The sequence below is a fragment of the Phaeobacter sp. G2 genome, assembly GCA_025163595.1.
Taxonomy (GTDB): Bacteria; Pseudomonadota; Alphaproteobacteria; order Rhodobacterales; family Rhodobacteraceae; genus Pseudophaeobacter.
In genome coordinates this window covers 2,797,856-2,820,666 of the sequence record CP104100.1, presented here as the reverse complement: position 1 = coordinate 2,820,666, position 22,811 = coordinate 2,797,856, and the positions used below count along the sequence as shown (strand labels likewise).

General features: G+C 56.2%; 16 protein-coding genes, 1 tRNA gene and 1 other RNA gene. 14 read left to right on the top strand and 4 right to left on the bottom strand.

What is annotated here, in order from left to right; translation table 11 throughout:
• Nucleotides 1-141: 141 nt before the first annotated feature.
• Nucleotides 142-681 carry a hypothetical protein gene (locus N1037_13335; protein ID UWS78262.1) on the top strand — a complete coding sequence of 180 codons (540 nt, stop codon included), beginning with the start codon at nt 142-144 and terminating at the stop codon, nt 679-681.
• A 323-nt stretch (nt 682-1,004) separates the two neighbouring features.
• On the opposite strand, the gene N1037_13330 is transcribed toward N1037_13335, so the two are convergent.
• From N1037_13330 to N1037_13315, 4 genes are all read right to left on the bottom strand, one after another.
• Entirely contained in the window at nt 1,005-1,484 is a 480-nt protein-coding gene (locus N1037_13330) for a ClpXP protease specificity-enhancing factor SspB (protein UWS78261.1), read from the bottom strand.
• Between the two features lie 149 nt (nt 1,485-1,633).
• Nucleotides 1,634-2,950: a chromate efflux transporter gene (gene chrA, locus N1037_13325; protein ID UWS78260.1), complete on the bottom strand. Its 1,317-nt coding sequence runs from the start codon at nt 2,948-2,950 to the stop codon at nt 1,634-1,636.
• Between the two features lie 399 nt (nt 2,951-3,349).
• Nucleotides 3,350-3,700, bottom strand: a transfer-messenger RNA (tmRNA) gene (gene ssrA / locus N1037_13320).
• Nucleotides 3,701-3,855: 155 nt separating this feature from the next.
• On the bottom strand, nt 3,856-4,587 hold the full coding sequence (locus N1037_13315; protein UWS78259.1) for a GntR family transcriptional regulator: 732 nt from the start codon (nt 4,585-4,587) through the stop codon (nt 3,856-3,858).
• Nucleotides 4,588-4,911: 324 nt separating this feature from the next.
• On the opposite strand from N1037_13315, the gene N1037_13310 reads away from it, so the two are divergent.
• From N1037_13310 to N1037_13250, 13 genes are all read left to right on the top strand, one after another.
• Nucleotides 4,912-6,015 (top strand): dimethylsulfoniopropionate demethylase, encoded by a 1,104-nt coding sequence (locus N1037_13310; protein UWS78258.1) that lies wholly within the window; start codon nt 4,912-4,914, stop codon nt 6,013-6,015.
• Nucleotides 6,016-6,044: 29 nt separating this feature from the next.
• Entirely contained in the window at nt 6,045-7,040 is a 996-nt protein-coding gene (gene acuI / locus N1037_13305; GenBank protein UWS78257.1) for an acryloyl-CoA reductase, read from the top strand.
• 222 nt (nt 7,041-7,262) lie between these two features.
• Complete coding sequence (locus N1037_13300) at nt 7,263-8,483, top strand: aminotransferase class V-fold PLP-dependent enzyme (protein UWS78256.1); 1,221 nt, start codon at nt 7,263-7,265, stop codon at nt 8,481-8,483.
• A 115-nt stretch (nt 8,484-8,598) separates the two neighbouring features.
• Nucleotides 8,599-9,039: a TrgA family protein gene (locus N1037_13295; GenBank protein UWS78255.1), complete on the top strand. Its 441-nt coding sequence runs from the start codon at nt 8,599-8,601 to the stop codon at nt 9,037-9,039.
• A gap of 26 nt (nt 9,040-9,065) precedes the next feature.
• On the top strand, nt 9,066-10,190 hold the full coding sequence (locus N1037_13290) for an NUDIX domain-containing protein (GenBank protein UWS78254.1): 1,125 nt from the start codon (nt 9,066-9,068) through the stop codon (nt 10,188-10,190).
• A 70-nt stretch (nt 10,191-10,260) separates the two neighbouring features.
• Complete coding sequence (locus N1037_13285) at nt 10,261-11,295, top strand: cysteine synthase A (GenBank protein UWS78253.1); 1,035 nt, start codon at nt 10,261-10,263, stop codon at nt 11,293-11,295.
• Nucleotides 11,292-13,871 (top strand): DUF3772 domain-containing protein, encoded by a 2,580-nt coding sequence (locus tag N1037_13280; protein ID UWS78252.1) that lies wholly within the window; start codon nt 11,292-11,294, stop codon nt 13,869-13,871. Before N1037_13285 ends, N1037_13280 begins: the two co-directional genes overlap by 4 nt.
• 300 nt (nt 13,872-14,171) lie before the next feature.
• Nucleotides 14,172-14,261, top strand: a tRNA-Ser gene (locus tag N1037_13275).
• Between the two features lie 703 nt (nt 14,262-14,964).
• A complete protein-coding gene (locus N1037_13270) occupies nt 14,965-15,882 on the top strand; it encodes a restriction endonuclease (protein UWS78251.1) in 918 nt (305 codons plus the stop codon).
• A gap of 6 nt (nt 15,883-15,888) precedes the next feature.
• Nucleotides 15,889-17,556 carry a type I restriction-modification system subunit M gene (locus N1037_13265; protein UWS78250.1) on the top strand — a complete coding sequence of 556 codons (1,668 nt, stop codon included), beginning with the start codon at nt 15,889-15,891 and terminating at the stop codon, nt 17,554-17,556.
• Nucleotides 17,549-18,853: a restriction endonuclease subunit S gene (locus tag N1037_13260; protein UWS78249.1), complete on the top strand. Its 1,305-nt coding sequence runs from the start codon at nt 17,549-17,551 to the stop codon at nt 18,851-18,853. The genes N1037_13265 and N1037_13260 overlap by 8 nt, the downstream gene beginning before the upstream one ends.
• Nucleotides 18,853-19,587 carry an abortive infection family protein gene (locus N1037_13255; GenBank protein ID UWS78248.1) on the top strand — a complete coding sequence of 245 codons (735 nt, stop codon included), beginning with the start codon at nt 18,853-18,855 and terminating at the stop codon, nt 19,585-19,587. The genes N1037_13260 and N1037_13255 overlap by 1 nt, the downstream gene beginning before the upstream one ends.
• Nucleotides 19,584-22,724 carry a type I restriction endonuclease subunit R gene (locus N1037_13250; GenBank protein UWS78247.1) on the top strand — a complete coding sequence of 1,047 codons (3,141 nt, stop codon included), beginning with the start codon at nt 19,584-19,586 and terminating at the stop codon, nt 22,722-22,724. Before N1037_13255 ends, N1037_13250 begins: the two co-directional genes overlap by 4 nt.
• Nucleotides 22,725-22,811 lie beyond the last annotated feature (87 nt).

The following is a 22,811-nucleotide window of genomic DNA, read 5'->3' as shown; positions in this document are numbered from 1 at the left end:
CACCCGCTTTGGGAGGCAGCACAGGAGAATACAGTGAAGCAATCGGTCGAATCCTTTTCTCGGGCCACAGCTCATCGGGCCACGGCTCCTCGGGCCAGGGTCAGGGCAGCAACGCGGCCAGGCCACTTTGGGCTAGGGGGCTTGCCTGCGTATCTTTGCCTGCTGGTTTTGACTGTTTTTCTGATCTTTGGCCATGTCGTACGGGCTTCTGCCCATGATATCGGCGATTTTGTTGGTCGCTATAGCGGGTCGGCAGAAGTGCCTATGAGCGATGGCACAACGGATCAGCGGGATCTGAGTATTGTGATCTCGGAAACCGACAAAGGCTTCAAGGTGCAGTGGAATACGGTCACCGAAAAAGAGGATGGTCGGCGCAGAGAGAAATCCTATGAGGTTGAATTTATACCCAGTGACCGCGGCGGGATTTACGCGGCAGCTATGCAGCGCAATGTTTTTGGACATGAGGTCCAACAGGATCCCATGAAGGGGCAGCCCTATGTCTGGGCGCGGCTCAGCGGCGATACGCTGACGGTATTTTCGATGTTTATTCATCAAAACGGCGATTATGAAATGCAGCAATATGATCGCCGCCTGACGGAAAACGGGCTGTCTCTCGTCTTTCACACCCATCGCAATGGTCAGCCAGTTCGCCGGATAGAGACTGAGCTTCTGCGTCGGTGACAGCCATGGGGGGCTGATGGAGGGTAGATGGGCTTTTTCGCAAGCCTGCTGCTGGCAGCCCGTGCCGCGCCTTGCTGAGTGCAAAGGGAAGTTTCCGGGCTAATTTTTGAGAGGCAGGTTTCTGGCCAAGATTTTGCGATCAACAAAGTCTAGTGGTCAAATGTGTGGGCCGCTTTAGTTGGGCCCTGTCTGCGATTGGCTCGTCTGCTATTGACCCTGACTGCGATTGGCCCTGACTGCGCAGGTGTATTGCCCGTTGCGCATCAGAACCCCGCATACAAATGGTCCCGCAGCCCCACCTTGGCGGTGGGGGTGGGCAGGCGCTAGTGTTTGCGGAAGCTGTCCAGAGACACGACATCCCCATCCGAGGCGTGCGGTGTTTCCACGTCGGTTTCGCCGGTTCCCTCGGTGTCGTCATCATCTGTGGGAGCATCATCGTCGTCATCGTCTTCGGCTGTTTCAAAGCGAAGGCCAAATTCCACGGAGGGATCCACGAAGGTTTCGATCGCGTCATAGGGGATATAGAGCGTTTCCGGTGCGTCACCAAAGTTCAGGGTGATGCCAAAACCATTCTCTTCTACGTCAAGATTGTCGTACCAATGCTGCATCACAACAGTCATGGCACCGGGGTAGCGTTCCCGCAGCCAGTCTGCCAATTGCGCATCCGGATGGTTGGTATCAAAGGTGATAAAAAAGTGATGGTTTCCCGGCAGCCCCTTGTCCGCAACATCCTGCAGGACGGTGCGAATGAGCCCGCGCATGGCGGAGTGCATCAGATTTCCGTAGTCGATTTCGCGGGACATGAATGACACCCCTGTTAAATTGCTGCACCAGCATAGGGGATTCTGCCAGAAACTAAAGAGGCGGCCGGGCAGTTTTTGTCATTAATTTGGGGCTCTAGCCAGTGGAGTTGGGCCTGCCGCTGGTGGGGCGTCCTGCGCGACCTTGGGGGTTATGTCAGGGCCAGCAGTGGCGGCATTGCCAGACCCGCCAGAGCCATGAGCGCCAGCAGCCAGAACAAACGCCCCCGCAGCCCATAGGCGACCAGCGGTGCCAGCAGGGTCAACAGCAGGGCTGAGGTGTTCAGGGTGCTCCAATTTGGCCAGGGCATTGCCAAGAGGCCGCTTTGAAGCAGGGTTATATCCTGAAAAAGGACATGCAGGGTAAACCAGACCATCAGGTTCAGGATGACGCCGGTAACGGTGGCGGTTATCGCCTTGAGCGCCGCTGACAGGCGGGGCTGGGCTGCGAGGCGCTCCACATAGGGGGCGGCGGCAAAAATCCATAGGAAGCAGGGCATGAATGTGGCCCAAAGCGCCGTTACCCCGGCCGCCAGGTACAGCGCAAAACCACCCTGTTTCAGTCCCGCCAACATGGCCACAAACTGGGTCACCAGGATGAGGGGGCCAGGGGTGGTCTCGGCCAGGCCAAGCGCGTCGATCATTTCGCCTGCGCTGATCCATTGATGGTGTTGCACCACCGCTTGGCTCATATAGGCGAGCACCGCATAGGCGCCGCCAAAGGTGACCACCGCCAATTTGGCAAAGAACCAGCCGATACTGGCCAGAAAATCAGCGCCGACGAAGCTGAGAAGCATCAGCGGCAGCAGCCACAACCCACCCCAGATGACACAGCTGCGCAGGCTGTGTTGGAGTGTCAGCTGCGGAGCAGTCGCCGTGAAAGCATCGGTTCTGGTGGCTGGCTCCGGGAGCGCTTCTGCTGATTTGGCCTGTGTCGTGCTTGTCAGGGTCATCATGCCAAAGAGACCAGCCCCCAGGATCACCAGTGGAAAGGGCAGGCCAAAGACGAAAAGCGCCACAAAGCCAAATCCGGCCAGCCACCAGTCTCGCCTATGTTTCAAGGCCTTGTGGCTCAGCTTCCAAAGCGCCTGCACAACAATGACCACCACCGCGGCCTTGATGCCGAGAAAGGCCGCCTGCACCGCGGGCAGCGTGCCAAAGACGCTGTAAACCCAGACAAGCGCTGCAATCACCAGGGCGCCGGGCAGCACAAACAGCAGGCCCGCCAGCAGCCCGCCAGCGAACCCGCGCAGGCGCCAGCCGGTATAGGTGCACAGCTGCATGGCTTCGGGGCCGGGCAGTAACATGCAAAAGGACAGGCCGCGCAGAAAGCTCTCTTCGTCCAACCAGGGGCGCTCTTCCACCAGTTCGCGGTGCATCACTGCGATCTGCGCGGCGGGGCCGCCAAAACTCATCAGGCCGATCTTGCCAAAGACCCGCCACATGTCGCGCCAGGAAACTGTCGTCATGTCATGTCATTCCTTGGCCAAGCCTGTACTTGCTCCCCTTCATGGCGCAGAGAGCCGTTCTGATAGGGGTATCGCAGGTGTGGGTGCGGATGAAAGCACCGATCGCAGGTTGGTTTTGGGGCGGCGAAGGGGGAGCGGGTAAACCATTTTATGGCCTCTCACGGGGGCGTTGACCATCTACGCGTCCAGGCTGTGATGCGATCAGGACGGTAGTTTGTCAAGCCAGGCCTGGGGCAGGAAGTGTCTCCGTCTGCGGAGAGAGGATTCCGGGCGCGATCAGGCATCGGATTGAGGGTGCTGCCAAACATTCGTGCGCCGCGAGGCATGAAAGCCAGAGAGCCCTGGCGACAAAAGGCCAGCCGACAGAGCGCGTGGTAGAGCGACAGGTGAGGGGGAGAAAGTGCAGGTTTCTGTTGCCAGGTACCTGCGAACCCCGCCAGTCGCTGCTAGGCGAAAGGACTTAAGTTTCGGTTTTCCGAACTGCTTACGCAGCCAGGGCTACCGGAGCACGATTGTCATTTGCAATTGTACAGTTTTCGCCGATAACGGTGGCAGACAGCCGAAACAAAGCTAACCCCTTTAGACGTCCGTCGATCCTATTTCGACCCCATGATGCCCAAATGAAGCATGTTTGGTGGAGTCGCCGGGTACCGCCCCCGGGTCCGATCCGTGTATTACGAGCGCATTTATGTCCATAGTTCCCGAGGGAACAGAACAAACATAGGGTATTGCGGCGGGGATTTGAAGTGGGGAGGATCCCTTTTTGCCGATATATTTCATTTTCTTGGCAGGGAAAACCAAATGGGGCACCAGCCACCGCCGCCGCGTCGCACCGGCTCCCCGCCGGACATTTCTGGCCAACTGAATATGCACCGGCCCCTTGGTTACCATCCGGGGGACTAAGGTCAGGTTTTGGCGGCGCGGGATGCAAAGACTTTTTTCGCCAGTTGCAGCGTTTCTGTTTCAAGTCTTGTCAGGCCGTCGGAGGCCGCGGTGCCATCGCCCTGGTCGATGGCATCGGCGATCTGGCAATGCAGCGCGACGATACGGGCGCGATCACGCGCAGAAAAGGTGATGATATTCATCAAGGGCTGCATGGCTTCGACCGCGCCGGCCAGTTGATAGGAAAGCACCGGGTTGGCGGCCCCGTCAACGAAGGCGCGATGAAAGGCAACATCAGAGGCACAGAAGGCTTCATCTGACAGGCCCGGCTGGCCCTGGCGAAAGATTTCGGCCCGCATGGTGGCCAGTTGATCGGCGCTGCGACGGCTGGCGGAGAGCGGCGCGCAGGCGCGTTCCAGCGCGTAGCGGGCTTCGCAGGCGGTCTCAAAGCTCACCTCGTTCATGCTGAGCAGCAGGGTTGACGTGGTCACTTGCTGGGCGTGGGCGTCTTCAAAGCTGAGCCGGTTGACAAAGGCGCCCCCCGTCGCGCCGCGCTGGGTTCGGATCAAGGATTGTGCCGCCAAACGTTTCAACGCCTCGCGGACAGTGGAGCGTGACACCTGGAAGTGATCTGCCAACTCCGCTTCCGAGGGCAGTCGCTGATCCACATTCAGGTCACCGTTGATGATCGCGGCTTTGATTGACTGGGAGATCTGCGCCGACAAATCTGCTGAGCTTGTTGGATCGATCTTCATTGCGGGTCCAGTTTGGTTAGGCGGTTTTGGATGGGCTGTCGTTTTTATTTGTCTGACATTTAAAAGTCTGACATTTAGAACTTCAGCGGTGAGTCGCTTCTATTTCTACTTGGAGACACCAATGAAAGCCAACGGGCAGCTGCACAGAGAGCTTCTAGGGCAGGGTCTGTTGGGGGAGGCGGTTGTCTTTGATTTGGTGCCAGGCTCAACCCACAGCAGGCTCAGCCCCCAACCAGACTCCAAAAGGGTCGGGGCTGAAATTTCCGGATAGAGCGCGTTCATCTGACGCGCTCGATGAGTTTCCAGTTGCCAGGAGGATGAGTTATGGCATTGATTTCACCGTCACGGCGTTTGCGCAGAACCCCTTTTTCGGAGGGGGTCGAGGCTGCCAATGTTAAGGCCTATACCGTCTACAATCACATGCTGTTGCCAACGGTATTTGAAAATCCAGAGGCAGATTATCACCACCTAAAAAAGCATGTTCAAATCTGGGATGTGTCCTGCGAACGCCAGGTGGAGCTGCGGGGGCCGGATGCTGGCCGTCTGATGCAGATGCTGACGCCGCGGGATCTGCGCGGCATGTTGCCGGGGCAGTGCTACTATGTGCCTATTGTCGACGAAACAGGCGGCATGCTCAATGATCCGGTTGCGGTCAAGCTGGCAGAAGACCGCTGGTGGATTTCAATTGCGGACAGTGATCTGTTGTATTGGGTCAAGGGCATCGCCAACGGCTGGCGTCTGGATGTGCTGGTGGATGAGCCCGATGTTTCGCCGCTGGCGATACAAGGGCCAAAGGCCGAGGCGCTGTTGGAGCGGGTCTTTGGCAGCAGTATTCGCTCTATCCGGTTCTTCAGGTTCAGTACCTTTCAGTTTCAGGGCCGCGATTTGGTGATTGCCCGGTCGGGCTATTCCAAACAGGGCGGGTTTGAGATTTATGTCGAGGATGGAGAAATCGGCATGCCGCTGTGGAACAAACTGTTGGATGCGGGTCAGGACCTTGAGGTGCGGGCAGGCTGCCCCAATATGATTGAGCGGATTGAGGGCGGATTGTTAAGCTACGGCAATGACATGACCGATGACAATACGCCGCATGAATGTGGGCTTGGCCGATTCTGTGACACGCATACTGCAATCGGGTGCATCGGGCGCGATGCCCTGTTGCGGGTTGCAAAAGAGGGGCCGGTGCAACAGATCCGCGCCATTTCCATTGCCGGCGACCCGGTTCCTGCCTGCACTGAGTTCTGGCCACTCTACGCGGCAGGAAAACGGGTTGGACGGGTGTCTTCAGCAGCCTGGTCTCCGGATTTTCGCACCAATGTTGCAATTGGGATGGTGCGGATGACCCATTGGGATGCGGGCACCAAGTTGGAAGTTGAAACGCCTGAGGGTATGCGTATGGCGACCGTACGTGAAAAGTTCTGGATTTGATGGTCTTTTAGGAAAACGGGAGAAAACACATGTTTAATGCACTGATTGTGAACAAGGATGAAGATAGCGGCTTGGCATCGGCGGCGGTGGAGCAGATCGATCTTGATCAGCTGCCAGAGGGTAACGTCACTGTTGCAGTCGACTATTCCACGGTGAACTACAAGGATGGGCTGTGCCTGAGCCCCAAGGGCGGCGGTTTGGTGCGCAACTACCCCCACATCCCAGGGATTGACTTTGCGGGCACGGTCGAGGCCAGCGAGGATGAGCGCTACAAGCCCGGTGACAAGGTGGTTCTGACAGGTTGGCGCGTCGGCGAGGCCTATTGGGGCGGCTATACGCAAAAGGCCCGGGTCAAGGCCGACTGGCTGGTGCCGCTGCCTACGGGGCTTGATACGCGCCAAGCAATGGCGGTTGGTACTGCTGGTTTTACGGCCATGCTGGCGGTGATGGCACTGGAAGATCACGGCATGAAGCCCGGACAGGGGCCGGTTCTGGTGACGGGTGCTGCGGGTGGTGTTGGTTCGGTGGCGACAGCTATTCTGGCCAACCTTGGCTATGAGGTCGCGGGTGTCACTGGCCGCCCCGAAACCGAGGAATATCTGCGCAGCTTGGGGGCGACGCAGATTGTGGCACGCGATGATCTGAACGAGACCGTGAAGCGCCCGCTGGAGAGCGAGACCTGGGCGGGCTGTGTTGATGCGGTTGGCGGCGAGATGCTGGCGCGGGTGCTGGGCCAGATGAAATATGGTGCCTCTGTCGCCGCTGTCGGCCTCGCGGGGGGGGCTGGGCTGCCGGCGACTGTGATCCCCTTCCTGTTGCGGGGGGTGAACCTGCTGGGGATTGATTCCGTGATGCAGCCCTATGACAATCGGGTGCGCGCCTGGGAGCGCTTGGCAACGGATCTGCCGATGGACAAGCTGGAGGCGATGGTGAAACCAGCGGTGCTCTCGGATTTGCCGCAACTAGGGGCGGATATTCTGAAGGGGCAAGTGCAGGGCCGGGTTGTTGTGGATGTAAACGCCTAAGGCGAGGTCGCCCAGTCTGCTTTGAATCCAGTCTGCTTTGAATGAGCACAAATCCAAAAATCTAAATCAGCCCGGAATGCGAACATTCTGGGCTGATTTCATTTGTCGCCCTGCCAATTGTCGGCAGAGCCGTCTCAAGGCTCTGGTTTTCATCAGTCAGTCTTGACCTCTTGTGGTGAGAGTTGCATCCATTTGGATAATAACATTTGGGGGCCAAACATAATGCTGGATATTGATTTTGTACGCGGGCAGTTTCCTGCCTTTCAGGAGCCAACCCTGCAGGGACAGGCGTTTTTTGAGAATGCGGGCGGCTCTTATACCTGTGCTCAGGTGATTGACCGGCTAACCCGCTATTACATCCAACGCAAAGTGCAGCCCTATGCCCCCTACGAGGCGTCGCAACTGGCGGGGGCCGAAATGGACGAGGCCCGGCAGCGGCTGGCGGCGCTGATGGGGGTGGAGACTGACGAGCTGAGCTTTGGACCATCTACCACCCAAAACACCTATGTTTTGGCCCAGGCCTTTCGCCAGCTTTTGCAGCCTGGCGAAGCGATTATTGTGACCAATCAGGATCACGAGGCCAATACGGGCCCCTGGCGGCGTCTGGCCGATGAGGGGATTGAGGTTCGCGAATGGGAAATTGATCCCCAGACGGGGCATCTGGATCCGCAAAAACTGGAGGCGCTGCTGGACGAGAAGGTGCGCCTGGTGTGTTTTCCACACTGTTCCAATGTTGTGGGGGAAATCAATCCGGTTACCGAAATCACCGCGCTCTCCCATGCAGCCGGGGCGTTTGTCTGCGTCGACGGGGTGTCTTATGCGCCACATGGCTTGCCAAACGTGGGCGACCTTGGCCCCGACATCTATTTGTTTTCGGCCTATAAAACCTATGGCCCTCATCAGGGGGTAATGGTGATGCGGCGCGAACTGGGCACGCTGCTGCCCAACCAGGGGCATTTTTTCAACGGCGATTGCCTGTACAAACGCTTTACCCCGGCGGGACCGGATCATGCGCAGGTTGCCGCCAGCGCGGGCATGGTAGACTATTTTGATGCGCTCTGTGACCATCATGGCGGCCCTGCCGAAGGTGCAACCGCGCGGGGGGCTTTTGTGCATGATCTGATGCGCGGGCATGAAATCGCGCTGCTTCAACCGCTGCTGGATGCGGTGAAGGATCGAAATGATCTGCGCCTGCTGGGCCCGAGCGAGGCCGCGAAGCGGGCGCCCACCGTGGCGCTGGCCCTGAACCGCCCGGCGCTGTCGGTTGCGCAAAAGCTGGCAGAGCAGGGCATCATGGCAGGCGGCGGTGATTTTTACGCCGGGCGGGCGCTTTCTGCCATGGGCGTTGACCCAGAAGAGGGCGTGTTGCGGCTGAGTTTCACCCACTACACCAACCGGTCCGAAGTGGACAAATTGATCACGGCACTTGATCAGCTCCTGTAGCCTGATCTGCAAACAAACCAGTTTGTTAAATCAAACAGGTTGTTAAACATAGCTGGCTTTGGGGCGCGTGGTCGCCCTGGCCTGTATCTCGCAACCCCGAGGGATGATCTTCGCAATGCCTACCGCTGCCCGTCTTGTTGCCGCTCTTTGCCTGGGCCTGCTTGCCTTTATTGTTTCCCGGCAGGTGGTGCCTTTGATGCCCGAAGGAACCGATTTTGGGTATTTCTTCCACATCAATATCATTTTGGGCCTGCTGACTGGCTGGATCTTTATGGGGCGGCGGGTTGGCCATGGCCTGGTGCCGGCCATTAACAACGGGCTGACCGGCGCGGCTGTGATGGTGCTGTGGGCTCTGTTTATTCAAGGCGCCTGGGAGATGTTCGATCGTGCCATGCGCAACCGATATGGCGGGCCTTTTGACGCCCTGTTGGCGATCCTAACCCTGTCGCTGGAATATTTTTTTGTTATCGCGGTGCCAACGGTTTTACTGCCCCTGATTATTGGGGGTTGCTTGGCTGGGCTCTTGGCTGAGAGCATCCATAAACGCTGGTCATAACAATACTTAACAAAGGGTTATAACGCGTGGTTGATCTGTTTTTCTACGGCACACTCCGCCATGTGCCGCTGCTTGAGCTGGTGTTGGGCCGGGCGCACACCGGGCTGGATATCTCTGAGGCCAGCCTGGCGGACCATGGGGTCTATGCGGTGCGTGATCAGATCTTTCCCCTGATCGCGCAGGCCAGTGGAGAGGTCGCCACGGGGCTCTTGGTGCGGGGGCTGTCTCCAGCGGATCTGGCGGCGTTGGATTTCTATGAGGGAGGCTTTGACTATGCGCTCCGGCCGATCACCGTCAGGCTTTCTTCTGGAGAAGAGGCTGCCGCGCAGGTCTATTTCCCGGCGCCCGGTCAATGGCAGCCGACAGGGGCCTGGGATCTGCAGGCCTGGATTGCCCAGTCCGGGGCGGTAACCCTGCGCGCCGCAGAAGAGGTCATGGCCTATCAGGGGCGAATGACCGCTGAGCAGATGCGGAAGTCTTTGCCATCGATCCGTCGCCGTGCCTCTGCCTGGTTGATGGCACAGTCCGGATCGGAAGATCCGGTCCATAACCTGTCGCAGGATGTGCAGATTGAAAACCACAAACGCGCCTATGTGAACTTCTTTGCGATGGAAGAAATGGATCTCAGGTTTCGGCGCTATGATGGCACCATGAGCCCATCGGTCAACCGAGGCGTGGCGCTGGTGGGGCGGGCCTCGGTGGTTTTGCCCTATGATCCGGTGCGCGATCAGGTGCTTTTGGTCGAGCAGTTCCGCGCGGCCACCTTTATCGCTGGCGAAAAACGCCCCTGGATGTGGGAGCCGGTGGCCGGGCTGATTGACCTTGGAGAAACGCCAGAGCAGGCAGCCTATCGCGAAGCGGTCGAAGAGGCCGGGGTGACGATTTCGCATTTGGAAAAAGTGACGCAAGGCTATCCTTCGAGCGGTGCGTCAGGAGAGTTTATTTATATTTTTGTGGGCGTTGCAGACCTTTCTGACATCAGAGGCGGTGGTGGCGTCGCCGGCGAAAACGAAGACCTGCGCAGCGAGATCCTCAGCTTTGATGCCTTGATGCAGGGTATTGATGATCACCGCTATCAGGACATGCCGCTGATCACTGCGGCGCTTTGGCTATCACGTCACCGTGAACGGCTGCGCGCCCAGCTGCGTTAACCGCTGCTTCCCACCTTGTAGAGCTCTGCCCGCTTGGTTACATCTTGGGGGAATGATCGAAAGGGATACCATGCGCATTGCACGCGATCTGGCCGACGCCATTGGCCACACTCCTCTGATCCGTCTGAACCGCGTCAGCGATGAGACCGGATGTGAAATTCTGGGCAAGGCGGAGTTCATGAACCCCGGTCAATCGGTCAAAGACCGGGCGGCGCTTTATATTATCAAGGATGCAATTGCGCGTGGTGATCTGAAGCCGGGCGGCACCATTGTCGAAGGCACCGCCGGCAACACCGGTATTGGCCTGGCGCTGGTTGGCGCCTCGATGGGGTTCAAAACCGTGATCGTGATCCCGGAAACCCAGTCCGAAGAGAAAAAGGACATGCTGCGTCTGGCTGGGGCTCAGTTGGTACAGGTGCCTGCGGCCCCCTATCGCAATCCGAACAATTTTGTACGATATTCCGAACGCTTGGCGAATGAACTTGCCAAAACAGAACCAAATGGCGCGATCTGGGCCAATCAGTTCGACAATGTTGCCAACAAGCAGGCGCATGTGGAAACCACCGGCCCCGAGATCTGGGAGCAGACCGGCGGCAAGGTAGATGGCTTTACCTGTGCAGTTGGCTCAGGCGGGACACTGGCAGGGGTGGCGGAGGCGCTGCAGCCCAAAGGCGTGAAGATTGCACTGGCGGATCCCATGGGGGCTGGGCTGTATTCCTATTACACCACTGGCGAGATCGCCATGGAGGGATCTTCGATTGCCGAAGGTATCGGCCAGGTGCGGATCACCAAGAACCTGGAAGGGTTGAAGCCCGATTTCAACTATCAGATCTCCGACACTGAGGCGCTGCCGTTTGTCTTTGACCTGTTGCATGACGAGGGGCTGGTGCTGGGGGGATCTTCGGCGATCAATATTGCCGGGGCTGTGCGTATGGCCAAGGACATGGGGCCGGGAAATACCATCGTAACGGTCCTGTGTGACTATGGAACGCGCTACCAGTCAAAACTGTTCAATCCAGACTTCCTGCGTGAAAAGGACCTGCCAGTGCCTGACTGGATGACCCATACACCCGCTTCAATCCCGGGCGTCTTCGAGGACGTATGACCACCGCGTTCCGGCAGTCAGCCCGTGCCAGATGTGCGGCCACAGCCTTGTGGTCTCATGCCCTTTTGACGCGGCTGATTGCCGTCTTTGCCCTGTGGCTTGCAGTTACAGTTCTGGGGAGCATTGCAGCTGCCGGTCCTGTCTTTGCGCAGATGACGGCGCAGCAACAGACTTATATGCAGGAGTGGGAAAGCACCGCCCTGCGGGCCGAGCAGTCGATTGACAGCAGACGTGCCTCAAGTGCGGCCTTTGAGCAACTGCGCAAGGAACTGACGAGCTTTCGTCAGGATTTCCAGGCCGAGAAAAGCAAAAACAAGCAGCGTATTCAAACGCTGACAAATCAGATTTCGGCGCTCGGCGAGCCCCCCGCTGAGGGCGAGACAGAACCAGAAGACATCGCGGCGCTGCGGCAGCAGCTGACCAGCCAGCTTAACCAGCTAAAATCCCCACGCCTTATCGCAGAATCAGCCTTTAGCCGCGCGGATGGTTTGATCAGCGAAGTTGATAGTATCATTCGCGAACGCCGCACCAAGTATCTGTTGCAGCGCGGCCCGTCTCCTTTGAATCCTGAACTTTGGCCAGACGCCCTGGCGGCCCTGGGCTGGGCTGGGCGGACCCTGTGGTTGGAAACCAAGTCACAGATCGGAAGTGACACCACAGTTGAGAAGATCTGGGGTAGCTTTCCAGAAATTCTGCTGTTGGTCCTGCTTGGCAGTTTCTTGTTGCTGCGTGGCCGCTTCTGGGCGCGGGCGATGGGGGGGCGTCTGCGCATGCTTGGCGCCCGTGGCACTGGGGTGTGGACCTTTATCGTTTCGCTGCTGCAGGTTGCCCTGCCATTGCTGGGAATTCTCTTGCTGACAACCTCTTTGGAGGTGTCTGGAATCCTGGGGGTGCGGGGCACACTGATGCTGGAGCACCTGCCAGGATGGGCTTTGATCCTGTTCTCTTTCCATTGGCTTGGGGATCAGCTGTTTAAGGCACCTGAGGAGGTCAGTCTGGTGCCCTTTGCAGTGGCGCGTCGCGGGGAAGCCCGCCTGATGATTGACCTCTGGGCGGTTATACTGGTGCTGCAGGATGTTCTGTACGAACTGTATCAGCTGGAAAAAACCTCAGTGGACACCCAGTCGGTGCTGAGCTTTCCTTTGATCCTGGCTGCAGCCTTGGTGATGTATCGGCTGAACATGCTCGGGGTTTCAAAGGCAGAGGCGGAACCGTCAGAACTGGCGCAGGGCGCGGCGGATAAGGCCGAGCCCGACACAGAGCAGGAAACCCGCATCTCCATCGGAGCCAGCCGACTGTTTGATGTTGTGCGCCGTGGTGCCTTTTTCCTGGGATTTGCAGCCCCACTTCTTGCGGCGGTTGGCTATGTCAATGCTGCCGAGGCGTTGATTTACCCGGCGATCTCGACGCTGTTGCTCTTGGCGGTGCTCTTTGTCGTGCAGCGTTTTGCCGGCGATCTTTATGGCTTTGTGTCAGGGCAGGGGGATGCGGCACGCGACTCGCTTGTCCTGGTGGCGGTTGGGTTTACCCTGTCGTTGATTGCGCTGCCGCTGCTCTCGTTGATCTGGGGCGCCCGGGTCGCAGATATGACCGAACTCTGGTCGACGTTTCTGGCGGGTTTCCAGATCGGTGACACCCAGATCTCTCCGGTTGCCTTTCTGAGTTTTGTTGTGGTGTTTGCCCTTGGCTACGGGGTGACACGGGTCGTGCAGAGCACCCTGCGCACGTCATTGTTGCCAAAGACCAAGATCGACCCAGGCGGCCAGAATGCCATCGTGTCTGGCTTGGGGTATGTGGGCGTCTTCCTGGCGGCGCTTGTGGCCATTTCAATGGCGGGGCTTGATCTTTCCTCCCTGGCGATTGTGGCCGGGGCGCTGTCGGTGGGGATTGGTTTTGGTCTGCAAACCATCGTGTCGAACTTTGTCTCTGGTATCATCCTGCTGGTGGAACGGCCGATCTCCAAGGGCGATTGGATCGAAGTGGGCGGGCTGATGGGCTATGTTCGCGACATCTCGGTGCGCTCTACCCGGATCGAGACCTTTGATCGTAGCGACGTGATCGTGCCAAATTCGGATCTGATCACTGGCACCGTCACCAATTACACCCGTGGCAATACGGTTGGTCGGGTGATTGTGCCGGTTGGGGTGGCCTATGGCACCGATCCGCGCCGCGTCGAGGCCATCCTGAACGAGATCGCCCAATCGCACCCGATGGTGCTGTTGAAACCAGCCCCCAGCGTGATTTTCCAAGGGTTCGGGGCCGATAGTCTTGATTTTGAGATCCGCGCGATTTTGCGGGATGTGAACTGGGTCTTGTCGGTGAAATCCGATCTCAACTACGAGATCGCCGCGCGCTTTGCCGCTGAAGAGATTGAAATTCCCTTTGCTCAGCGTGATCTCTGGATCCGAAATCCAGAGGCATTTGCCCAGAGTAAGGCCAAGGACGCGCAACCGGATCAAAACTCGGTTCAAACCACTACCGGAGCCAGCACCGGAACCCTGTCAGCGGTCGATCGGCCGGATCTGGACGATATGCACGACAGTGCGGCGGAGGCAGACCCTGACGCAGACCGCTAGCAAGTGGCTGCGCCAGCCGGGGCGTGTGATCCGCACCCCTGGTGATGGCGGGGGCAGCCAAACGCCACGCAGGCTGCGGAAAACGGGTGAGAGGCTGGCGGCACGACAGTCTCTGAGATGGCACTTGGTATGGGCCAGCGCGAACTGCAGAAAGGGAACCTGATCTGTCGGCATTCTACCCCCATTCTTCTCCTTTTCGGTCTGTATCTGGTTGATTGAAAAAGGTTTTGAAAAAGATGGTTTTTTTTGTCAGAACGGGCCTTGCAATTCCTTTTCTGATCGGTCAAAAGTCCGCCTAACGGAGAGGTGGCCGAGTGGTCGAAGGCGCACGCCTGGAAAGTGTGTAGGCGGGAGACCGTCTCCAGGGTTCGAATCCCTGTCTCTCCGCCACTTGCCCTCGCGAAAGCGTTCCCCCCATCCGGCTGCGGCCGGATTTTTCCGTTGTATTAGAGGGTTATGCGGAAGGGGCTGAGCACCGGCCACGGGGGCAAGGGGCTCGGAAGCGGTCTCTCGGGGTCGATATTCTCTGGACCTGATGACTGCGCCGGTTTGGTGCAGCGCTTGTAATGCGTTGACCATTAACGGGTTTTCCGTGTGCCAAAATTGCACTTCGACGCCGGTCTCGTTCGGTCAGATGAACCTGAAATCGGAACTCGTCGCGGCAATAGCAACGGGGTGGCCCACTCGCCAAGACGGGATGCCCCCCCCGCCTGCGTGCCGACGTCGTGCCCACGCGCTGCCCGCTACTGTTCCCTGGCGATGTCGCGGAACAGCCGCTCGTCGATCTCAAGCGGTTCTGGGAGCGGATCCTTGAGAACATGGCCCAACCTTGCGCGGTTTCGCGCACAATACCGTTTCATCGCTGAGCGATAGGACCCAATCGGCTCTCGCCAACTGTGTATCCATCGGCTACACTTTTGATTATGAAAAATTCTGGACTTCGCATTCGTATCGAACGGGAACTTCGAGAACAATTTCTTGAAGTCTGTCGAGAGCAAGACCGTCCAGCAGCCCAAGTTATCCGTGAGTTTATGCGCGAATATATCGCGTCACATGAGAACCATGACGACAAAAGAAAGCAGATCAAGATTCCATGATTCCGGACTACCAGTCATTGATGCTGCCTGTGCTCCAATCTGCCGAGAAGGGCGCCGTGCAAACGAAGGACGTGATTGCTAGCCTGGCTGAGGAATTGGGCCTTTCTAGTGAGGACTGTGCAGAGCTTTTGCCATCAGGGAAGCAAAGAACGTTCGACAATCGCGTTCACTGGGCAAAGACTTATCTGAAACAAGCGGGTCTTCTGAGTTATCCTAAAAGAAGTTTTTTCGTTGCGACAGAAGAGGGACGAAGAGTACTCTCTCGTAACCTCGATCGCATCGATAACAAATTTCTGGAGCAATACGATGCATTCCAGGAATTCAAGAGTCGAAAAGGTAGCTCCAACGGTTCTGAATCAGTGCCGCAGGCGAGTGCAGTCGAACTGAATGCTACCCCTGATGAAATCCTTCGCGCGGCCCATTCTCAAATTAATTCAGCTCTCGCAGCGGATCTCCTCGAGCGCGTTCGAGCCGCTTCACCGCAGTTCTTCGAAAACCTGATCGTCGATCTGTTATTGGCGATGGGCTACGGAGGGACATCAGAAGATGCGGCACGCGCACTTGGTCAATCTGGCGACAATGGCGTCGATGGCGTAGTTGATCAGGACCCGCTTGGCGTTGATCAGATTTATGTACAAGCAAAGCGCTACGCTGAGGGAAACAATATCGGCGCGGGGGATATCCGTGATTTCTTCGGCGCGCTGAGTCTAAAGAAGGCCCAGAAGGGTATTTTTTTCACGACCTCAGCCTTCAGCCTTAGCGCAACACAGACAGCTAAAGACCTTGGCATGCGGATCGTCTTGATAGACGGCAATCAGCTGACCAAACTGATGATCCGATACAGTATCGGCTGTCGTCTAGAGGAAACGGTGCACCTGAAGAGGGTGGATGACGAATTTTTTGAAGGTGCATGAACAGACATGACAAACGCAGAACCTCATCCGCAAGGCGCAGCTTTACTCGATGAAAAGGAGCTCGGTATCGATCCCGAAGCGCTCTGGGCGGCGGCGGACAAGCTGCGCGGCTCCATTGATGCGGCGGAATACAAGCACGTTGTCTTAGGCCTGATCTTCCTGAAATACATCTCCGATGCCTTTGAGACCCGCCGCGAAGCACTGCGTGAGGAACTCGAAGCTGACGGTATCACTGGGGCATCCGCCGAAAACATGCTCGAAAGCCGGGATGAGTATACCGCAGAGAACGTCTTCTGGGTGCCGGTCGAGGCACGTTGGGCGGAGATTCAGGCCAAGGGCAAGACGCCGAATATCGGCAAACTGATCGATGACGCCATGTACGCCATCGAACGAGACAATCCGAAGCTGAAAGGTAAGCTGCCGCGCGACTATGCACGTCGAGGTATCGCTCCAGAGCGTCTTGGCGGGCTGATTGACCAGATTGCTTCGATCGCAGTTGGCACGAAGGAAGCGCAAAAGAAGGATATTCTTGGCCGCGTCTATGAATATTTCTTGGGCAAGTTTGCTGCTGCCGAAGGCAAACTAGGTGGCGAGTTCTTTACACCAAGCTCGATCGTGCGCCTGATGGTCGAGATGATTGAGCCATATGAAGGCCGCGTGTATGACGCCGCCTGCGGTTCAGGCGGCATGTTTGTCCAGTCAGAACGGTTCGCCGAGGCCCATGGGGGATCGAAGCGCGATCTTTCTGTATTTGGACAGGAATCGAACCCGACGACATGGCGTCTGGCGCATATGAACCTCGCCATTCGTGGTATTGAAGCAAACCTGGGCGAACAGCCTGCGGACAGTTTCACGCGCGACCTGCACCCGGACCTCAAGGCCGACTACATCCTCGCGAATCCACCCTTCAACATTTCGGATTGGTCGGGCGATCTCCTGCGCAAGGACCCGCGCTGGAAATATGGTGCGCCGCCGGTGGGCAATGCGAACTATGCTTGGATACAGCACTTCATCCATCACCTCGCCCCTCCAAACGGCAAAGGCGGTGGGATTGCTGCGTTTGTCATGGCGAATGGATCGCTGTCATCGGCTTCGGGCGGCGAAGGGGCGATTCGAAAGAAAATCATTGAGGCTGACCTCGTTGACTGCATTATTGCTATGCCGCCACAGCTCTTCCTGACGACCGGTATTCCGGTCTGCCTGTGGTTTGTGACGCGTGATAAATCCGGAAGGCATCTCGACAAGGGGCGTGGCGGGCGCGATCGTTCCGGAGAAACTCTATTCATCGACGCCCGCGAACTTGGCGCGATGGAAGACGGATCGCGGACACTACGCTTCCTTTCCGGCCGCGACTATCCGACCTCGCCGCCGCCTGCCGAGACGGAGATTGGCCGCATCGCCGGGACGTATCACGCTTGGCGTGGTGAGAAAGACGCGGGCGATTACGCAGACATCAAGGGCTTCTGCAAAGCGGCAAAGTTGGAAGAGATCGTCAAATACAATCACGTTCTCACCCCCGGCACTTATGTCGGCAATGCTGCACGCAAAGCTGATGATGAGCCTTTTGAGGAGAAGATGACCCGACTTGTGGCAGAATTGGACGATCATTTTGCTGCGTCTGCCACACTCACAAAGGAAATCAAAAAGAACCTTGGAGCGCTCGGATATGAGTGAGCGCCGCAATATGCCTATTCCAGAAGCAGTTGAAATCAACCCCAAGGTCAAGTTGCAGCGTGGAGAGTCTTACAAGTTTGTTGAAATGGCTGATCTAGTCGAAAAGGTCACCCGTGTAGGCTCCAAGGAAACTAAAGAATTCAAGAGCTCGGGGGCAAAGTTTCGTGTCGGAGATACTCTGTTCGCGAGGATTACTCCTTGTCTCGAGAATGGAAAAATCGCTAAATTCACCGGCTTGGCTGGAGATTTAGGTTTTGGATCGACCGAGTTCATCGTTTTCAGAGGGCGAGATGGTATTACGACGACTGACTATGCGCATTACCTCGCGATCGACCCAAGATTCATAGATTTCGCCATTTCAAAAATGACTGGCTCTTCCGGTCGCCAGAGGGTGCCAGTAGAGGCTCTGGGGCATTATTCCGTAAGTGTGCCGTCGATTGACGTTCAAAAATCCATAACCAAAGTCTTGAACGATTTGGACGATAAAATCGATCTTTTGCGCGAGATGAACAAGACACTTGAGGAAACTGCACGGGCGGTCTTCAGGGCCTGGTTAGTCGATTTCGAGCCGGTCCGCGCCAAGGCAGCGGGCGCGACCAGTTTTCGGGGTATGCCTCAGGAACTCTTTGACACACTCCCGGACAGCTTCGAGCCCTCAGTGATTGGCGCGATTCCGAAAGGGTGGACAACTGAAGCCCTTATCGAGCAGGGAAACTGGATCAACGGTGCTGCCTACAAAAACATGCACTTTAGCAACGATGCGGATGCGTTACCGGTCGTGAAAATCGCTGAGTTAAAAAAGGGTGTCAGTACCAATACAAAATTTACAAACACTGATCTGGGTGACAAGTATCGGATAAACACTGGCGACCTGATGTTTTCCTGGTCTGGCAGTCCGGAAACCTCCATTGATGCCTTCATTTGGGCGCTTGGTGATGCTTGGTTGAATCAGCACATTTTCGTGGTTCGACCGAATGGTAAGAAGAATGTCGGCTATCTGTTCGCTTTACTTAAGCATCTAAAACCCAAATTCATTGCGATAGCAAAAGACAAACAAACAACTGGATTGGGACATGTTACTCGCGATGACATGAAGAGAATGCATGTTTGTGAGCCGAACGAGGCGATCTTGGATCGGTTTTCTGAATTTGGTCAAAATATCTATGACTGCATTTTGTCAAACCTTGTTGAGATGGAAAAACTCGCGGCCCTTCGCGGCACACTTTTACCAAAATTCATCTCTGGCGAATTGAAAGCGCCTAGTCTGGAGGCACTTGGCCTTGAAGGCCATAAATAATGACGGCAGAGGCATACGTATTTCAATTGTCAGCCTGCCGTGAGTTGCTGGACAGCCATCCAGAATCGCTTGTCATACGCCACCAAGTCGAAGCGCTCGAAGACGCGATACCGGACAGACCCGGTATCGCAGTGTCTTTTTGCCGAACGCTCATTGAAACGACTTGCAAAACAATTCTAATTGATCGGGGTCAAACGCCTGATAACGCTTGGGAGGCGCCAAGACTCCTTGCTGAAACGACCAAATTTCTTCACCTCGGCATCCACGATGGCGGCCACACCGACGCTACTCTGAAAGATGGCACGGAACAGCTATTGCGTGGAGTGAATTCAATAATCGGTGGTATCATGCAAATTCGCAATGCTCATGGTGCGGCTGCGCACGGGTCAGATGCCTACGCTCCAATGCTCGATGCGCGGTATGCCGAAATTCTAGCCCGGGCGACAGACGCCGTGGTCGGCATCCTATTCAAGACCCATTTGAACGGTTCTGCCAAAGCAGTACTCGCGCGCTCCCGTTATGGTGATCACAAAGACTTTGACGAATGGATCGACAACGATTTCGGACCGTTCGAAGTGATAGATACGCCGCTTGTCGCAAGCGAAGCTCTATTTAAAACCGATAATAATGCCTATCGGGCAGCACTTGCCGTCTTCCAGCAGGAACAAGACGAAGTAGAAAAGAGCAAAGTCATCTCGATGATCGTCATGGCTGTAGTGGAGGCCAAAACATGAAGGAAGATATCGTCGAACAGGCTGCCCTCGGTTGGTTTGAAGCTCTTGGCTATGATACGGCGCGCGGTGCTGACATCTCCGTCGGCGCAGACTATCCCCTACGGGAATCCTACGAAGTCGTTGTGCTTCTGCCCAGGCTGAAAGCGGCGCTGCGAAAGCTGAATCCGGACTTGCCCGAGGATGCCATTGTACAGGCGGCGACGATTGCCTGCCGCCCGCCGGAACCCACGCTTGAGCAGAACAACCGCTGGTTCCATCGCCTCCTGACGGATGGCGCCGATGTGGATTATCGGACAGCCGATGGCGAAACGCGTGGTGACAAGGCGAAGCTTTTTGATTGGCACAATCTGTCTGCGAACGACTTTCTGGTGGTGCGCCAGCTAACGATCAAGAATGGTGAATATACTCGCCGCCCCGATCTCGTCGTTTTTCTGAATGGTCTTCCAGTCGCCGTGATCGAACTCAAAGACCCTACCAACGAAGAAGCGACGTTGTGGACCGCGTTCGATCAGCTCCAAGATTACAAGACCGCGATCCCGGCGCTCTTTGCCTACAATGAAATCCTTATTGTCAGCGACGGCGACCAGTCACGCGTTGGCTCCCTCACCGCCGATCAGGATCGCTTTACGCCGTGGCGCTCTATTAAGGATGACAGTTTTCCCGGCGAGCCAACGCTGGAAACGGTCATCAGCGGCCTGTTCCGTCGGGATGCATTACTCGACTATCTAGCTCATTGCATTGTCTTCGAGGAAGATGATCGCACCGGTCGTATCATCAAGAAGATTGGTGGCTATCATCAATTCCGCGCAGTTCGCAAAGCACGCGAACGCGTTACGCTCGCGCTCAAGCCGGAAGGTGATGGGCGCGGGGGCGTTGTCTGGCATACTCAGGGTTCGGGAAAAAGCCTGACCATGCTGATGCTATCAGGCGCGCTGATCGGGGACGTTGCACTTCAAAATCCGACGATTGTTGTTGTGACTGACCGCAACGATCTCGACGGCCAGCTATTTGGTACCTTTGCTGATGGTCGAGCACTTCTCCGACAGAACCCGGAACAAGCGATGGATCGAGAAGACCTTTCCAATAAGCTCAACCGCGCTTCTGGCGGCGTAATTTTTACGACAATCCAGAAGTTCGAGGAACGCGCAGAGCCCATTAGCGAACGCACAAATATTGTGGTTCTTGCTGACGAGGCGCATCGTAGCCAATATGGTTTTCTGAAAGGTGGTGCGCGATGGATGCGTGAAAACCTTCCAAACGCAACTTTTGTTGGCTTCACAGGCACCCCGGTTGAGGGTGATGATCGATCCACACGCGGCGTTTTCGGCAACGATGTCGACATTTACGACATCCGCCAGGCAATCGACGACAACGCGACGGTGCCAATCTATTACGAGATGCAGCTCATCAAACTCTTGCCAGATGATGCGGGTATTGCAGAAGCTGAACGCCTGATATCTGAAGCGGCCGACATAGAAGATGCAGGCGTGAACAACGGCTTAGACATCGCGGTCCCGCTCGAGGAACTCGCCGGTGCCAAAGGACGGCTTGAAATGCTAGCGAAGCAAATTGTTGGCCACTACGATCAGCGATCAGAAGTAATTAATGGCAAGGCGATGATCGTCTGTATGAGCCGCAATATCTGCATGGATTTGTATGACGAGATTGTTGCGCTGCGTCCTGAGTGGCACGCGGACGAAGACGAAGGTGGCTCTATCAAGGTTGTGATGGACGCGAACGTATCGCCTCGAAAGGTGAAAAAGGATAAGACTGGGACCGTCGTTCGCGATGACCAAGGTCAGCCCGTTTATTTGGAAACATTGGAACAATTTGAACAGCGGTCAACTCGGACCAAGTATCACGGTCGCACCAAGGCTCGGCGTGAACGCTTGGCAACTCGGATCAAGGACAGTGGTAATCCACTTAAATTGGTTATCGTTTGCGATATGTGGCTGACCGGCTTCGACTGCCCATCACTCCATACGATGTATCTCGACAAACCGCTCGCAGGCCACAATCTTATGCAGGCCATCGCGCGTGTGAACCGCGTTTTCGGCGATAAGCCGGGGGGTGTAATTGTCGACTATCTGGGTATTGCGGATCAATTGCGTGACGCCATTCAGACGTATACACAGGCCGGCGGCGCGGGAAAACCTGTCGAGAATATCCAAGAACAAGCCGTTCCGCTAATGATGCGCCACGCAGAAGAGCTGGAAATGTTCTTTGGCGAGTTCGACTATATAAATCTCATTCGTGGAACCGAGGCGGATAAGCTGCGAGCAATTGTTGATGGTGCCAACTATGTGCTGCAGCAGGAAAACGGAAAAAAGCGTTTCATGGATATGACCGCACGTCTATCGAAAGCCTTCGCTCTTTCTGTTCCACGAACCGAGACTGAGGCTATCCGGGACAATCTATCTTACTACCAGAACGTCAGAGCTGCGATCAGAAAACGGTTTGGGGAGGGAAATGGGTCTCGAGCAAAAGAAGATTCCCATGCTGTTAAGCAGGTGATATCTGGAGCCATTCGTACTGACGGTGTTATTGACTTGTTTCAAGTTGCGGGCTTACCGGATGCCAATGTTGGCATTCTGTCAGATGAATTTCTGGACCGATTGGCCGCACTGCCTCAGAAGAACCTTGCTTTAGAAACATTGAAGAATTTACTGAACGATCAAATTCGAACACGCGAGCAGATAAATATTGTGCAATCGCGGTCGTTTCGAGAATCGCTCGAAAGCGTTTTGACGCGCTACTCGAACCGGGCAATTTCCACAGCGCAAGTTATCGAAGAGCTGATCGGGCTCGCCAAGTCAATTTCTTCGGCAATTGCTAAGGGTCAACAGACTGGCCTTAGCGAAAAGGAAATTGCCTTTTATCAGGCCTTGGCCGACAACGCGTCGGCCAAGGATGTGATGCAGGATGACACCCTTAAGCAAATTGCCAGGGAATTGGCCGAGAGCATAAAACGGAAGTCGACCTTGGACTGGACGCAACGCGATACTGTTCGAGCCGATATGCGACGAACGGTTCGGCGATTGCTCGCAAAATATGGGTACCCACCTGATGCTCAGGAATCGGCTACTCAACTGATCATTGCCCAAGCAGAACTCATGGCAAGAAATGAAGTTACATAGGGGCCGAGAGCACCCCACTGTGAAAACGGACGGGTCAAGAATTAGGTCAACCGGTTTAACGACTTTGTTTACCGTTCGGACGGCTTT

Coding starts and splice junctions, on each gene's coding strand:
- N1037_13260 (UWS78249.1), top strand. CDS start 17,549: ATGAGTGAGCGCCGCAATATGCCTATTCCAGAAGCAGTTGAAATCAAC.
- N1037_13310 (UWS78258.1), top strand. CDS start 4,912: ATGGCATTGATTTCACCGTCACGGCGTTTGCGCAGAACCCCTTTTTCG.
- N1037_13270 (UWS78251.1), top strand. CDS start 14,965: ATGATTCCGGACTACCAGTCATTGATGCTGCCTGTGCTCCAATCTGCC.
- N1037_13330 (UWS78261.1), bottom strand. CDS start 1,484: ATGTCCCGCGAAATCGACTACGGAAATCTGATGCACTCCGCCATGCGC.
- N1037_13280 (UWS78252.1), top strand. CDS start 11,292: ATGACCACCGCGTTCCGGCAGTCAGCCCGTGCCAGATGTGCGGCCACA.
- acuI (UWS78257.1), top strand. CDS start 6,045: ATGTTTAATGCACTGATTGTGAACAAGGATGAAGATAGCGGCTTGGCA.
- N1037_13255 (UWS78248.1), top strand. CDS start 18,853: ATGACGGCAGAGGCATACGTATTTCAATTGTCAGCCTGCCGTGAGTTG.
- N1037_13265 (UWS78250.1), top strand. CDS start 15,889: ATGACAAACGCAGAACCTCATCCGCAAGGCGCAGCTTTACTCGATGAA.
- N1037_13295 (UWS78255.1), top strand. CDS start 8,599: ATGCCTACCGCTGCCCGTCTTGTTGCCGCTCTTTGCCTGGGCCTGCTT.
- N1037_13315 (UWS78259.1), bottom strand. CDS start 4,587: ATGAAGATCGATCCAACAAGCTCAGCAGATTTGTCGGCGCAGATCTCC.
- N1037_13250 (UWS78247.1), top strand. CDS start 19,584: ATGAAGGAAGATATCGTCGAACAGGCTGCCCTCGGTTGGTTTGAAGCT.
- N1037_13300 (UWS78256.1), top strand. CDS start 7,263: ATGCTGGATATTGATTTTGTACGCGGGCAGTTTCCTGCCTTTCAGGAG.
- chrA (UWS78260.1), bottom strand. CDS start 2,950: ATGACGACAGTTTCCTGGCGCGACATGTGGCGGGTCTTTGGCAAGATC.
- N1037_13285 (UWS78253.1), top strand. CDS start 10,261: ATGCGCATTGCACGCGATCTGGCCGACGCCATTGGCCACACTCCTCTG.